The following is a 13,136-nucleotide window of genomic DNA, read 5'->3' on the forward strand; positions in this document are numbered from 1 at the left end:
TCCGCGTTACGCCTCCTCCGCCACCGGTGCCGCGAACTGGGCCTCGTACAGCCGCGCATACGCGCCCCCAGCCGCCAGCAGCGTCTCGTGGTTGCCCTGCTCCACGATCTGGCCGTGCTCCATCACCAGGATCACGTCCGCGTCGCGGATCGTGGACAGCCGGTGGGCGATCACGAAGGACGTCCGCCCCGTACGCAGCTCCGCCATCGCGTGCTGGATCAGGACCTCCGTCCTCGTGTCCACCGAGGACGTCGCCTCGTCCAGCACCATGATCGACGGCTCCGCGAGGAAGGCACGCGCGATGGTGATCAGCTGCTTCTCGCCCGCCGAGACGCCCGTGCCCTCGTCGTCGAGCACGGTGTCGTAGCCGTCGGGCAGGGTCCGTACGAAACGGTCGACGTGGGTGGCCTTCGCGGCCGCCACGATCTTGTCCATGGAGGTGCCGGACGGCGCCCCGTACGCGATGTTCTCCGCGATCGTGCCGCCGAAGAGCCAGGTGTCCTGCAGCACCATGCCGATGTTGGCGCGCAGCGTCTCGCGCTCCATCCTCGCGATCTCGGCGCCGTCGAGGAGGATGCGCCCGCGGTCCACCTCGTAGAAGCGCATCAGCAGATTGACCAGCGTCGTCTTGCCCGCACCCGTCGGGCCGACGATCGCGACCGTCTCGCCGGGGCGCACGCTCAGCGACAGGTTCTCGATGAGCGGCTTCTCCGGGTCGTACGAGAAGGAGACGTCGTCGAAGTCGACCTGGCCGCGGACGTGCTCCGGGCGCTCGGGGTGCTGCGGGTCGGGGGTCTGCTCGTCGGCGTCGAGGAGCTCGAAGACGCGCTCCGCCGAGGCGACGCCGCTCTGCACGAGATTCGCCATCGAGGCGACCTGGCTGAGCGGCTGGCTGAACTGCCGCGAGTACTGGATGAACGCCTGCACATCGCCGATCGACAGCGCGCCGCTCGCCACCCGCAGCCCGCCGACGACGGCGACCATCACATAGTTGAGGTTGCCGATGAACATCATCGCGGGCTGGATCAGCCCGGAAATGAACTGCGCCTTGAACGAGGACCCGTAAAGCTCCTCATTCTCCTTGCGGAAGATCTCCGCGGACTCGCGCTGCCGCCCGAAGACCTTCACCAGCGAGTGGCCGGTGTACATCTCCTCGATGTGCGCGTTGAGCTTGCCCGTCGTCTTCCACTGGGCGATGAACTGCGGCTGGGCGCGCTTCCCGATGCGGGTGGCGACCACGATCGACAGCGGCACGGTCACCAGCGCGACCAGCGCCAGCAGCGGCGAGATCCAGAACATCATCGCCAGCACGCCGACGATCGTCAGCAGCGACATCGCGATCTGGCTGAGGGTCTGCTGCAGGGTCTGGCCGATGTTGTCGATGTCGTTGGTCGTACGGGAGAGGACCTCGCCGCGCGACTGCTTGTCGAAGTACGACAGCGGCAGCCGGCCGAGCTTCTCCTCGACCTCGCGGCGCATCCGGTGCACCGCGCGCTGCACGAGCACGGTCGCGAGCCGGGCCTGCGCGAGGCCGCACAGCGCGGCGACGGAGTAGGCGAGCGCCGCCCACATCAGGACCGTGCCGACCGCGCCGAAGTCGACGCCCTGGCCGGGCACGACGTCGAGCTTGCCGATCATGTCGGCGAGCGTGTCATTGCCCTGCCGGCGCAGCCCCTCGGCGGCCTCGGCGGCGCTGACACCGGCCGGCAGACTGCGGCCGACGAGACCGGCCACGATGTGGTCGGTGGCCTTGCCGAGCAGCTTCGGACCGATGACGACCAGCACCATCTGCACGGTGACCAGCACGACGGCCAGATACGCGATCGACCGCTCGGGCCGCAGCATGCGCAGCAGCCGCACGCTGGAGCGCCGGAACTCCATCGCCTTCTCGGTCGGCTGCCCGCCCATGAAGCGCGCCGGGCCGACGGCGGGGGTGGGGCCGCGGCGTTCGGGGGCGGGTGCGGGCTTGGTGGTGTTCTCGTCGCTCACGCGGCCTCCTCCGCGGTGAGCTGGGAGAGGACGATCTCGCGGTAGGTCGGGTTCGTATCCATCAGCTCGTGGTGGGTGCCGTCGCCGACGACCCGGCCCTCGTCGAGTACGACGATGCGGTCGGCGTCGCGGATGGTGGAGACGCGCTGGGCGACGATCAGGACGGTCGACTCGCCGGTCTCGCGGGCCAGCGCGGCGCGCAGCCGGGCGTCGGTGGCGTAATCGAGGGCCGAGAAGGAGTCGTCGAAGAGATAGATCTCGGGCCTGCGGACCAGCGCGCGGGCAATGGCGAGCCGCTGCCGCTGCCCGCCGGAGACATTGGACCCGCCCTGGGCGATGGACGCCTCCAGGCCGCCGTCCATCTGCTCGACGAAGTCCTTGGCCTGTGCGATATGGAGTGCATGCCAGAGGTCGTCGTCGGTGGCGTCGGGGTCGCCGTAGCGGAGGTTGGAGGCGACGGTGCCGGCGAAGAGATACGGCTTCTGGGGTACGTACCCAATGGTCCCGGCCAGCGTGTCGGGGTCGAGCTCGCGCACATCGACGCCGTCGACCAGGACCTGCCCGCCGGTGACGTCGAAGAGCCGCGGGACCAGGCCGAGGAGGGTGGACTTGCCGCTGCCGGTGGAGCCGATGACGGCGGTGGTACGGCCGGGCTCGGCGGCGAGGTCGATGTCGAGGAGTACGGGCTCCTCGGCGCCGGGATAGCGGAACTCGACGTCGCGCAGCTGCAGGTGCCCCCGGCCGCGCAGCTCGGTGACGGGGGCTTTGGGGGGAACTACCGAGGTCTCGGTGCTCAGCACCTCATCGATCCGCTCGGCACAGACCTCGGCACGCGGCATCATCATGAACATGAAGGTGGCCATCATGACGCTCATGAGGATGTACATGAGATAGGCGAGAAAGGCGGTGAGGGCGCCGATCTCCATGTCGCCCGAGTCGATGCGGTGGGCTGCGAACCAGACGACGGCGACGCTGGAGATGTTCACGACGAACATGACCAGCGGGAACATCAGCGCCATCAGCTTCCCGGCCTTGATGGCGACGTCGCGGAGGTCGTCGTTGGCGGCACCGAAGCGCTGCCGCTCGTGCTCGTCCCGTACGAAGGCACGGATGACGCGGATGCCGGTGATCTGCTCGCGAAGGATGCGGTTGACGCCGTCGATGCGCTCCTGCATCGAGCGGAAGAGCGGGCGCATGCGGCGGACGATCAGCGTGACGACGATGGCGAGGGCCGGGAGGACGAGCAGCAGCAGCCCGGAGAGCGGCACATCCTGGTTGAGCGCCATGACGATGCCGCCGACGCACATGATCGGCGCGGCGACGACCAGCGTGAACGCCATCAGGCACAGCATCTGCACCTGCTGCACATCGTTGGTGGTCCGAGTGATCAGCGACGGCGCCCCGAAGTGCCCGACCTCGCGCGCGGAGAAGGACTGCACGCGGTCGAAGACGGCGGCGCGCAGGTCACGGCCGAGGGCCATCGCGGTGCGGGCGCTGAAGTACACGGCGGCGGCCTGGCAGAGGATCTGCAGGACGGTGACGGCGAGCATGACGCCGCCGAGGCGGAGGATGTAGCCCGTGTCTCCCTTGATCACGCCGTCGTCGATGATGTCGGCGTTGAGGGTGGGCAGGTAGAGCGTGCCGATGGTGGCGATGAGCTGCAGGGCGACGAGCTTGGCTATGTCGAGGCGATAAGGGCGCAGAAACACGCGAAAGAGTCGGACCAGCACGGCTGCAGCCTACGGCTGCGGTTGCCCTGGGTAACAACCGCTTTCCGGTTGTTGTACGGGGGTTTGGGGGCTTTGGGCGGAGGCTTTACCAGGTTTTGGGCGGGGTGGGGGCGATGGGCCTTCCGGGTGATGGCGCGCGGGGGAGGCAGCACGCACCGGTGGCAGCGGCATAGCGCATCATGGAGGGCGCCCCGCAGGGGCCCATCGCCAGGAAGGACCCGCCATGACGGCCACAGCGACCGGCACGATCCGGTACTGGGCGGCAGCGAAATCCGCCGCCGGCACGGGTGAGGAGCCGTACGCCGCGGCCACGCTCGCCGACGCGCTCGCCGCTGCGCGCGCCGCGCACGCGGACCGGCCCGAGTTCGCGCGCGTGCTGCTGCGCTGCTCGTTCCTAGTCGACGGCGACCCCGTCGGGACCCGCGACCACGCCGCGGTGCGGCTGGTGGACGGGGGGACGGTTGAGGTTCTGCCGCCCTTCGCGGGAGGCTAGGGCGCGATGAGCAACGAACCCCACGATCCGCCGTACGGCGGCGAGCAGCAGCAGCCGCAGTACGGATATGAGACACCGCTTCCGTACGGGGAGCAGGCACCGTACGGGGAGCAGGTCCCGTACGAGCAGCAGCATCTGCACCCGCACGTGATGCCTGCGGCACCGGGCGACGGCTACGCCGCGGGCGGCAGCCAGGACCCGTACGCGGCGGCGCCGGAGCCGCATGCCGACTCCGGGTCGTACGTCGTCGGCCTGGAGGGCCAGCCGGGCTGGGACACGGGCTCGGCGCAGACCCCGGGCGCGGCGGAGGCGGCGGGCCCGGAGGCGCACGTCGCACCGGGCGCCCCGGAGACGGCATACCTGTCGCCGGTCCCCGAGCAGGGCGGCCCGCAGCCGAGCGAGAGCGCGGGCTACGCGCCGGAGGGCTTCGCGGAGACGGCGTACCTGCCGCCCGCGTCGGCGGACGATGCAGCCGCACAGCACCGCCAGCAGGCGGACGCGGTCGCCGCGGACCCCTTCGCGGGATCGACGTACCCGCCGCAACAGGACACCGCGGCCGCACAGCCGCACCAGCGCTTGGACGCCAGCAGCTCCTCGGCAGAGCCGCCCTACCAGCCACAGCTCCCGCCGCAGGACAGCAGCGCCGCCGCCCAGCAGCCCACGGGCCCGACCGCCCCGGCCCTATTCGGCCCAGCCCAGCCCGGCACGGACCGGCTCGGCGCGGACCCGTTCGCCGGGGACCCGCTCGGCACAGACTCACCCGGCAGGGACCAGCTCGGCGCGGACCCACTCCCCGCCGACCCGCTCGGCGCGGACTCACCCGGCAGGGACCAGCTCGGCGCGGACTCGCTCGGCGCGGACTCGCCCGCATGGCCCGCGGGCTGGGAGCGGCCCGCGCAGTTGGGCGATGGGCCGCAGACCGAGATCGGTGCCTCGCTTCCGGATGCCCCCGGCTCGGCGCCGACCGGGCGCCGCAGACGGGTGCCGGGCGGCGAGCAGGCTGCCGAGGACGCGGTCGAGACCGCGTACTTGCCCCCGGTCACCGCCGACGCCCCCGCCGCCGCCCCGACCGGCCGCCGCAGGCGCCCGTCGCCGGACGGGCAACCGGCCCCCGGTCCGTCGCCGACCGGCCAGTCACCTCACGGCCAGCCATCCCACGGCCAGTCACCCCACGGCCAGCCACCAGCTGGCCCGTCACCTCACGGCCAGCCGCCCCACGGTCAGTCGCCCCACGGCCAGTCGCCCCACGGCCAGCCATCCCACGGCCAGTCACCAGCTGGCCAGTCACCAGCTGGCCAGTCACCCCACGGCCAGTCGCCCCACGGCCAGTCGCCCCTCGGCCAGCCACGCCACAACCAGCCGCCAACTGGCCCGTCGCCCCACAGCCACCCGGCCGCCGCGCCGGACATGGCAGAGACCGCGTACCTCCCGCCGATCACGGACGACGCACCCGCGGCGGATGTCGCCGCCACCGCGTATCTGCCGCCGATCACCGACGACACCCCGCCCCCCGGCCGAGCCGCGACTCCGCCCCCCGGCCATCCCGGCGCCCCGACCGGCGCAGGACCCGGCCACCCCGGCGCCCCAGCCGGCGCAGGACCGGGCCATCCCGGCGCCCCAACCGGCACGCGACCCGGCCACCCTGCCGCCCCTGCCAGCCCCGGCAGCCCCGGCGCCCCCGGCGCCCCCGGTGGCCCCCTCCCCAACGACGAGATGGGCCCACCCACCCTCCACGGCGCCCCCACCCGCCGCCGCCCCGCGCCCCCGCCCGCAGAGCTCCGCGCCGAAGGCTCCTCGCCCGTCATCTCCCCAGGCGGGCAGCCCGCCGCGATCACCGCGGGTATCGGGCTGCTGCTGCTCCTCGCTGCCGCATTCGATACCCGGCCAGGCCTGGCCGGGGTCGTAGCCGCGCTGCAGGTCGTCACCGCCGCGGGGTGGTTCCGGTTGAACGGGATGTGGCCTGCCCGCCAGGGCATCGCGCTCGCCGCCGCCGGCGGGATCACCGCGACTGCCGCCATGCTCGCCTTCGAGCGCGCGCAGGGCCCCGCGGTCGCGCTCGGCGCGCTGGGCGCCTGGTCCCTGGTGATCATCATCGTCCAGCTGCGCAACACCACCCCGTCCGACGACCGCCTGAACTCCCTCACCGCAACCGTCGGCGCCACCCTCTTCGCCGTACTGGCCTCCGGCTACCTGGCAGCCGAGCCCGACGCCGTGATCACCGGCGCCACCGCAGTCGCGATCGCCGCGCTGGTACGGGCCATACCGCTGCCCCCGGTCGCGGGACCGGTCGTCGCCGCACTGGCCGCCGCGGCAGCGGGCTTCGCGGCGGGCGAGCTGACGGACCTGGGCTCCGGCGGCGCGCTGCTCGGCCTCGCGGCCGGCTGCTCGGCGCTGATCGGCCTGCGTACGGCCAGCTACGACTTCCCATCGCGCTTCGTCCACATGACGGCGGGTGTCACCCTCCCACTGGCCCTGGCCACCCCGGCGATCTACCTGCTGGGCCGGGCACTGGCGTAAGCGAAAGGCGAGCTGCGCCGGGCGCAGGCCGACACCCGTCAGACGTGCACCCGCCCCAGGAAGTCCCGCACCAGGGCAGTCACCTCGGCCAGGTGGGTCTCCAGCAGCCAGTGCCCGCCGTCGAGCAGGTGCAGCTCCGCGTCGGGCAGGTCCCGCAGATACGCCCGGGCGGCGCCCTCCGGCATGTAGCCGTCCTGCGGGCCCCAGGCGATAAGGGTCGGCGGCCGGTGCTCCCGCAGATACGCCTGATATCTCGGAAACCACTCCAGGTTCTCCCGCAGGCCCTCCATCAGCCCGACCATGACCTCCCGCCGCTCGGGGGAGGAGAGCAGTGGCCAGGACAGCTTCCACAGGTCGGGGGTGATCCGTTCGACGAGCCGGTCGTCGACCTCGCCGATGAACTCCGCGCGGAGGGCGTCCTCCGTGACGGCGTCCAGCAGTTGGCGCCGCCCTTCGGTGGTGGGCCGGTCCCAGTAGTCCCTGAGCGTCTTGTACTTGGGTCCTAGCTGGTCCTCGTAGATGTCCCCGTTCTGGATGATCAGCGCCGCCACCCGCTCCGGGGCCCGCATGGCCAGCCGCAGCCCGATCTGCGATCCGTAGTCGTGCAGGTAGAGGGCGTAGCGCCGGACGCCGAGGGCCTGGGTGAACTGCTTGAGGAAGCCGGCGTAACCGTCGAAGTCGTAGCGGAAAGCCGCCGGGTCCGGGGTGTCGCTGTAGCCGAAGCCCGGGTAGTCGGGGGCGAGCAGTCGCCAGCGGTCGGCCAGCTGGGGCATGAGGCCGCGGTACTGGAAGGACGAGCTCGGGTAGCCGTGCGGGAGCAGCACCACGGGGGCGTCGGGCGGACCCGCCTCGCGGTAGAAGACGCGGATTCCATCGAGGGTTGCGTATCGATGAGCGGTGGTTGCAGCCATTGACAGGCGGCTTGCCGCTCCGCGGCAGGGCGAAACGCGCGACGCGCGGGAAGCGTCCCCCGGGAAGCGCCTTCCGGGGCGCCTCCCTGAAGCGCCCCCACATCACACAGTCGCACCGGACGACCACGTACGCTCGGCCGCATGCGCGCGCTCCGGTACGCCCTCATCGCCCTGGTGCTCCTCGCCGCCCTGGCGGTCGCCGGCGACCGCATTGCCCTCGGCCGCGCCGAGGACCGCGCCGCTTCGGACGTGCAGCGCGAGTACGGGCTCACCGAGAAGCCCAAGATCGATATCAAGGGGTTTCCCTTCCTCACCCAGGTCCTCGCGAAGGAATTCGGCGAGGTCACCATCGACATGAGCGGCATAGAGGCCACCAGCGGCACCGGCGGCGGCGCCCCCCTGAAGCTCTCGAAGGCCGTCGCGGACCTCCGCGACGTCCGCGTCATCGGCAACAACTGGGACCGCGCCCGCGCCAAGCGCGCCGAGGGCCGCGTCCACCTCGACTACGACGATGTCTCCGCCGCCATACCGGGCGGCGTCGTCCAGGTCGGCTACGGCGGCGCCGACGCCGCGGGCAACCAGCAGGTCAAGGCCAGCGTCGAGGTCCCGATCCTGGGCGAGCAGTCCGCGACCGGCACCATCAGCGTGCACGGCGGCGACACCATCCGGATGCGCGCCACCAACACCAGCGGCCTGCCCGCGTTCGTACGCAAGAACCTCAACTGGGAGTGGCAGATCACCGACCTCCCACCCGGCATCACCCTGGAGTCCGTGAACATCGACAAGAACGGCATCGACATCAGCGGCGGCGGGACCGACGTCGACCTGTCCGATACGCCGCGCTAGGCTCCCAGGCCACCGTTCCACTCGACCGGGGGGTCCTGCACCACCATGCGCGCACTGCGAATACTTCTCGTCCTCTTCGCCGTCTTCAGCCTGATCTTCGTCGCCGCCGACCGCATTACGGTGAAGATCGCCGAGGACAAGGCGGCCGAGAAGATCCAGTCGCTGCACGGGCTCTCCGGGGACACCGATGTGCTCATCAAGGGCTTCCCCTTCCTCACCCAGGTCGTGCAGAAGCGCCTCGATCACATCGACGTCCACATGACAGGCGTGGAGGCGGCGGCCTCCGGCGGCAGCGGTGACCAGATCACCATCTCCGAGCTGAACGCGAAGTTCACCGGCGTCGAGGTCGGCAGCGACTACGCCAGCGCCACCGCGGAGAGCACCGACGGCACCGCGCTCATCGGCTACGACGCGCTGACCGCCGCGACCGGCAAGCAGGGCGTCAAGATCTCGTACGGCGGCGGGGGCAAGGTGAAGGTCACCGCGGATGGCGACACCCTCGGCACCGGCCGCGAGGGCACCGTCCTGTCCACCGTCACCACCACCGGCGGCGACACCGTACGGGTCCGCGCCGACGAGGTCCCGCCGGAGGCGGCCCGGCTGCCCGGCGGCGAGCAGCGGGTGCGCCGCTCCGTGGACGTGACCCGGCAGGTCGACGGCCTGCCCGAGGGCATCAAGCTGGGCGCGGTCACGGCCACGGTGGACGGCATCAGCGTCAAGCTGACCGGCACGAACGTGCGGCTCGCGGGCTGACAGAGCCGAACCAGGAGCCGTACCGCCGGGCGTACCGAAGCGTGAGACCGGGGCGTCCAGCAGGTAGATAGCCGCCGCGAAGCGCCCCCGCAGACCCGCCTCCGCCCCCATTCACCACCATCTCGTCCCGCATTACGGACGATCTCATCTCAGAATACGACACGCCGGTGACACGGCCGCCCACGCCTCCGTACGATCGGGCGCATGAAGCAGCGACAGGCGGATCTCACGAAGCGGCGGGCAGTCGACCTGTGCCGCGTTTCCGCCATGCTCTGTCGCGCCGCCTGAGCCGGCCGCAGCGACCTGCGGGCGCAGCAGTTCGCGCCGCGCCCTCCCGCCGCCCGTCCCGGCACCCCCGCCCGTATTCGCGCTGGATCGCGCGCTGCGCGCGCCTGCGCACCGAACCGCCGCAACTGCCCCGGAGGAGAAACATCATGAGCCGCAGCGACGTCCTGGTAGACGCCGACTGGGTCGAGGCCAACCTCGACAGCCCCAACGTCGTCGTCGTCGAGGTGGACGAGGACACGGCCGCGTACGAGAAGAACCACATCAAGAACGCGATCCGGATCGACTGGAAGCGCGACCTGCAGGACCCGGTCCGCCGCGACTTCGTCAATCAGGAGCAGTTCGAGGCGCTGCTGAGCGAGCGCGGCATCGGCAATGACGACACGGTGGTGCTGTACGGCGGCAACAACAACTGGTTCGCCGCGTACGCCTACTGGTACTTCAAGCTCTACGGCCACGACGCCGTCAAGCTCCTCGACGGCGGCCGCAAGAAGTGGGAGCTGGACTCCCGCGACCTGGTCACCGAGGTGAAGACCCGCCCGGCGACCACGTACACGGCGAAGGCCCAGGACACCTCGATCCGCGCCTTCCGCGACGAGGTCGTCGACGCCATCGGCGTCAAGAACCTGGTCGACGTCCGGTCCCCCGACGAGTTCAGCGGCAAGCTGCTCGCCCCGGCCCACCTGCCGCAGGAGCAGTCGCAGCGCCCGGGCCACGTGCCGAGCGCGGCGAACATCCCGTGGTCGAAGTCGGCCAACGACGACGGCACCTTCCGCTCCGACGACGAGCTGAAGGACCTGTACGAGGGCGAGGGCGTGGACCTTAGCAAGGACACCATCGCCTACTGCCGCATCGGCGAGCGCTCGGCGCACACCTGGTTCGTGCTGCACGAGCTGCTCGGCCAGACCAACGTCAAGAACTACGACGGCTCGTGGACCGAGTACGGCTCGCTGGTCGGCGTGCCGATCGAGGTCGGCACCGGCAAGTAAGGCACGTAAGCCCTACTCCCCACCCCTCAAGACTTCACGACCAAAGGACGGACAACTTATGTGTGGAGCCCAGGCAGGCGGCCCTGACGCATCGACCATCAAGCCCGGCGAGACCACGATCCAGGGATCGGTGACCAAGGACGGCGAGCCCATCACGGGTTACGTCCGGCTCCTCGACTCCACCGGCGAGTTCACCGCCGAGGTGCCGACCTCGGCGACCGGCCAGTTCCGCTTCTACGCGGCCGAGGGCACGTGGACGCTGCGGGCGCTGGTGCCGGGCGGCACGGCTGACCGTACGGTGGTCGCGCAGCAGGGCGGCCTGGCGGAGGTCGCGATCGCAGTCTGAGCGCCTCAGAGCTCATCCCACCACTTGTCGTCCTTCTCCCACCGGTTCCCGGTGATGGCGGCAAGGGGTGGGATCAGTGCTGCCACGACACACATCGCGACCGCGAGCCAGAGCGACCAGCGGTACACGACGAACCCCGCGAAGGCGAACAGCCCCACGGCCGTCCCCATCATGACGAAATAGCGCCGCCGCCGGCGGTACTGGCTGCGCGGCACCCGCGGGTCGAGGTCGAAGCCCCTCATACCTCCACGTTACGCCCGCCCTAGTAGACGAGCGCCTGCACGCCGTCCCCCATCACCTCGCTGACGAAGACCTGCGCCCCGGCGATCCGCACCCCCTCGATCACGTCCTTCTCCGTGATCTCCCGCCGCGCCGCACACTGCGTACACAGCGTGATCTGCCCGCCCGCCCCGATCGCCTCGATCAGATCCGGCAGCGGCGCCGCATGCGGCAGCTCGAACTCCGCCGCCCGCCCCGGCAGCGCGAACCACGACGCCTCCCCGGTCAGCCACAGCGACACCTCAACCCCACTGGCCACCGCCACGGACGCCACGGTGAACGCCTGCGAGCACCGCTCGGGGGCGTCCGCCCCGGCCGTCACCTTGATCACGAGCTTCTTCGCCATGCGGACCACTCTAGGCCGGGAGTGCGGGGACGATTTACGGCGTTCGAGCGATGTGCGAGTGCAGATGGTGATGATACGGCGCCACCGCGAGCACGCCCACGCCGCCGGGCCACCGCCCTGCTCCTGGCCGGCGCCGTGCTGCTCGGCCTCGTCGGTGGGGTCTGCGCCGGATACGTAAAGCAGGCCGACTCACCGCCCACGCCCCTGCCGCCGCTCTCACAGCCCGACCTGCGCTACCCGGAGAAGCGGCTTGCCCCGGGCGCGGAGGACCCCGTGCCGGCCAAGGACGACCGGCGGGTGCGTACGGACGGGGATCTGCGGAAGCTGCTCATCGACGCCCCCGCGGGCGCGGACCGGGAGACCGCCGAGGACGCCTTCCCGGGGACCGACGGGTGGGCGGCAGTCGATGAACTGGCGGCGGATTTCGAGAAGCCCATGAACGGCTTCGAGTGGCTTGTCTCCACGGGCTTCCGGCGCACCGCGCAGGCCGCGTGGGCGGAAGGCCCGCTCGCGGCGAGGCGGGTGGTTCTGGTGCGGCTGTATCAGTTCCACGATGACGCGGACCTCGGGTCGGACGACTTCCTGCAGGACGAGCGGCTGGCCCTGAAGGAAGGCGGCGTGGGCGCCACGATCCCCGGTTCCGGCAACGGCCGCGTCTATTCCGATCTGCCGGCGGTCACCGACAGCGGGCCGGTACCGCTCCACCAGGCCATCTCCGTCGCCCGGCGCGGTGACATCGTGATGCAGATCCTCATCATCGACTCCCGGCGGATCAGCGACGCGTACGCGATGAGGCTCGCCAAGAAGCAGCTGGAGCGGCTGTGAACGCGCGCAGGCGGCTCGTGACCGCCCTCAGCGCCGTTCTCGTCCTCGCCGCCGTGGCCGCCGTGGTCGGCTTCACGTCACTGCAGGTCAAGAACGCGGACCGGACCGTATCGACGAAGCTGTGGCGGACCACCGAGCACCGCCCGCCCAAGGCGCCGGCGCCGGTGCACCCGCTGGCGAAGAAGCTGCTGCCGGTGCCGGCCGACTACCGCCTCGGCCCGGACATCCAGGAGTACGGCAACGACACCGTGCTCACCAGCCGGCAGGCCACCGCCGTGTTCAAGGAGGGCGGCCGCGACCTGCCGCCCGCGCAGCGCAGGGCGCACAGCGCGGCGGTGGCGAAACTGCGGCTCAAGGGCCTTGGCATGCGTTCGTACATGCTCGAGGACAAGGGTTTCCCAGGCCAGGACTCCACGCTCGTCGCCGAGGTGCAGCTGGCGCAGATGGCGAACAAGCAGGCCGCGGCCGGGATCGCCGCCTACCGCGCGGAACTCGGCCGCTCACTGCGCGGCTTCCGCAAGGGCCCGAAGATCGATGGCCACCGCAGCGCCTCCTGCTTCGTCATGCCGACGACGATGGACACGCCGATCAACAGCATGTACTGCACGGCCACGGACGGGGAGCTGCTGGTGACCATGACGGCGTACGGAAAGCACGGAAAGTTGCACTCCGAGGCCGTGACTCTGCTGCGGCGGCAGCTCGACCGTGTCGAGGGGCCGGGTGAGCCGGTGTGAGCGAGTACCCGCAGTCCGCGTACGGCACGGGCGAGCCCTCGTCCGCCGCGGGTCAGCAGCCCGCGTCCCCGTCCTTCCCACCGGATGCGCCCT

The 13,136-nt window shown here is 71.2% G+C and carries 14 protein-coding genes; 9 read left to right on the forward strand and 5 right to left on the reverse strand.

Annotated elements, in window-relative coordinates; genetic code table 11:
• Window positions 1-6 precede the first annotated feature (6 nt).
• Window positions 7-1,908, reverse strand: coding sequence for an ABC transporter ATP-binding protein (locus ACNNMR_RS20415; protein ID WP_420000422.1), 1,902 nt, complete (start codon window positions 1,906-1,908; stop codon window positions 7-9).
• 77 nt (window positions 1,909-1,985) lie between these two features.
• Window positions 1,986-3,719 carry an ABC transporter ATP-binding protein gene (locus ACNNMR_RS20420; protein ID WP_419996085.1) on the reverse strand — a complete coding sequence of 578 codons (1,734 nt, stop codon included), beginning with the start codon at window positions 3,717-3,719 and terminating at the stop codon, window positions 1,986-1,988.
• 223 nt (window positions 3,720-3,942) lie between these two features.
• On the opposite strand from ACNNMR_RS20420, the gene ACNNMR_RS20425 reads away from it, so the two are divergent.
• Together ACNNMR_RS20425 and ACNNMR_RS20430 are read left to right on the forward strand one after the other, a co-directional pair.
• Window positions 3,943-4,212 carry a MoaD/ThiS family protein gene (locus ACNNMR_RS20425; protein WP_419996086.1) on the forward strand — a complete coding sequence of 90 codons (270 nt, stop codon included), beginning with the start codon at window positions 3,943-3,945 and terminating at the stop codon, window positions 4,210-4,212.
• A gap of 6 nt (window positions 4,213-4,218) precedes the next feature.
• A complete protein-coding gene (locus ACNNMR_RS20430; RefSeq protein WP_419996087.1) occupies window positions 4,219-6,729 on the forward strand; it encodes a hypothetical protein in 2,511 nt (836 codons plus the stop codon).
• 38 nt (window positions 6,730-6,767) lie between these two features.
• Here ACNNMR_RS20430 and ACNNMR_RS20435 read toward each other — a convergent pair whose 3' ends face one another.
• Window positions 6,768-7,640, reverse strand: a complete 873-nt coding sequence (locus tag ACNNMR_RS20435) for an alpha/beta fold hydrolase (RefSeq protein ID WP_419996088.1) — start codon at window positions 7,638-7,640, stop codon at window positions 6,768-6,770.
• 141 nt (window positions 7,641-7,781) lie between these two features.
• On the opposite strand from ACNNMR_RS20435, the gene ACNNMR_RS20440 reads away from it, so the two are divergent.
• The 5 genes from ACNNMR_RS20440 to ACNNMR_RS20460 all read left to right on the forward strand — a co-directional run bounded on the left by ACNNMR_RS20440 (window position 7,782) and on the right by ACNNMR_RS20460 (window position 10,859).
• Window positions 7,782-8,486: a DUF2993 domain-containing protein gene (locus tag ACNNMR_RS20440; protein ID WP_419996089.1), complete on the forward strand. Its 705-nt coding sequence runs from the start codon at window positions 7,782-7,784 to the stop codon at window positions 8,484-8,486.
• Window positions 8,487-8,531: 45 nt separating this feature from the next.
• Window positions 8,532-9,239 carry a DUF2993 domain-containing protein gene (locus ACNNMR_RS20445; protein WP_419996090.1) on the forward strand — a complete coding sequence of 236 codons (708 nt, stop codon included), beginning with the start codon at window positions 8,532-8,534 and terminating at the stop codon, window positions 9,237-9,239.
• A gap of 204 nt (window positions 9,240-9,443) precedes the next feature.
• Window positions 9,444-9,527: a putative leader peptide gene (locus tag ACNNMR_RS20450; protein WP_420000423.1), complete on the forward strand. Its 84-nt coding sequence runs from the start codon at window positions 9,444-9,446 to the stop codon at window positions 9,525-9,527.
• Window positions 9,528-9,673: 146 nt separating this feature from the next.
• Window positions 9,674-10,513, forward strand: a complete 840-nt coding sequence (locus ACNNMR_RS20455) for a sulfurtransferase (RefSeq protein ID WP_419996091.1) — start codon at window positions 9,674-9,676, stop codon at window positions 10,511-10,513.
• A 58-nt stretch (window positions 10,514-10,571) separates the two neighbouring features.
• A complete protein-coding gene (locus tag ACNNMR_RS20460; protein ID WP_419996092.1) occupies window positions 10,572-10,859 on the forward strand; it encodes a DUF1416 domain-containing protein in 288 nt (95 codons plus the stop codon).
• Between the two features lie 5 nt (window positions 10,860-10,864).
• Here ACNNMR_RS20460 and ACNNMR_RS20465 read toward each other — a convergent pair whose 3' ends face one another.
• Entirely contained in the window at window positions 10,865-11,101 is a 237-nt protein-coding gene (locus ACNNMR_RS20465) for a DUF3099 domain-containing protein (RefSeq protein ID WP_419996093.1), read from the reverse strand.
• A gap of 20 nt (window positions 11,102-11,121) precedes the next feature.
• The gene (locus tag ACNNMR_RS20470) at window positions 11,122-11,484 is read right to left on the reverse strand and encodes a DsrE family protein (protein ID WP_419996094.1); all 363 of its coding nucleotides are present in this window, start codon (window positions 11,482-11,484) and stop codon (window positions 11,122-11,124) included.
• A 135-nt stretch (window positions 11,485-11,619) separates the two neighbouring features.
• Here ACNNMR_RS20470 and ACNNMR_RS20475 point away from each other — a divergent pair, with 135 nt between their 5' ends.
• The gene (locus tag ACNNMR_RS20475) at window positions 11,620-12,309 is read left to right on the forward strand and encodes a hypothetical protein (protein WP_419996095.1); all 690 of its coding nucleotides are present in this window, start codon (window positions 11,620-11,622) and stop codon (window positions 12,307-12,309) included.
• Complete coding sequence (locus tag ACNNMR_RS20480; RefSeq protein WP_419996096.1) at window positions 12,306-13,043, forward strand: hypothetical protein; 738 nt, start codon at window positions 12,306-12,308, stop codon at window positions 13,041-13,043. Before ACNNMR_RS20475 ends, ACNNMR_RS20480 begins: the two co-directional genes overlap by 4 nt.
• Window positions 13,044-13,136: the final 93 nt, after the last annotated feature.

The sequence above is a fragment of the Streptomyces boninensis genome, assembly GCF_048572725.1.
GTDB lineage: Bacteria > Actinomycetota > Actinomycetes > Streptomycetales > Streptomycetaceae > Streptomyces > Streptomyces boninensis.

Excerpts from the sequence above, each read along its gene's own strand:
- ACNNMR_RS20415 (WP_420000422.1), bottom strand. The coding sequence starts at position 1,908 with ATGGGCGGGCAGCCGACCGAGAAGGCGATGGAGTTCCGGCGCTCCAGC.
- ACNNMR_RS20425 (WP_419996086.1), top strand. The coding sequence starts at position 3,943 with ATGACGGCCACAGCGACCGGCACGATCCGGTACTGGGCGGCAGCGAAA.
- ACNNMR_RS20430 (WP_419996087.1), top strand. The coding sequence starts at position 4,219 with ATGAGCAACGAACCCCACGATCCGCCGTACGGCGGCGAGCAGCAGCAG.
- ACNNMR_RS20435 (WP_419996088.1), bottom strand. The coding sequence starts at position 7,640 with ATGGCTGCAACCACCGCTCATCGATACGCAACCCTCGATGGAATCCGC.
- ACNNMR_RS20440 (WP_419996089.1), top strand. The coding sequence starts at position 7,782 with ATGCGCGCGCTCCGGTACGCCCTCATCGCCCTGGTGCTCCTCGCCGCC.
- ACNNMR_RS20445 (WP_419996090.1), top strand. The coding sequence starts at position 8,532 with ATGCGCGCACTGCGAATACTTCTCGTCCTCTTCGCCGTCTTCAGCCTG.
- ACNNMR_RS20450 (WP_420000423.1), top strand. The coding sequence starts at position 9,444 with ATGAAGCAGCGACAGGCGGATCTCACGAAGCGGCGGGCAGTCGACCTG.
- ACNNMR_RS20455 (WP_419996091.1), top strand. The coding sequence starts at position 9,674 with ATGAGCCGCAGCGACGTCCTGGTAGACGCCGACTGGGTCGAGGCCAAC.
- ACNNMR_RS20460 (WP_419996092.1), top strand. The coding sequence starts at position 10,572 with ATGTGTGGAGCCCAGGCAGGCGGCCCTGACGCATCGACCATCAAGCCC.
- ACNNMR_RS20465 (WP_419996093.1), bottom strand. The coding sequence starts at position 11,101 with ATGAGGGGCTTCGACCTCGACCCGCGGGTGCCGCGCAGCCAGTACCGC.
- ACNNMR_RS20470 (WP_419996094.1), bottom strand. The coding sequence starts at position 11,484 with ATGGCGAAGAAGCTCGTGATCAAGGTGACGGCCGGGGCGGACGCCCCC.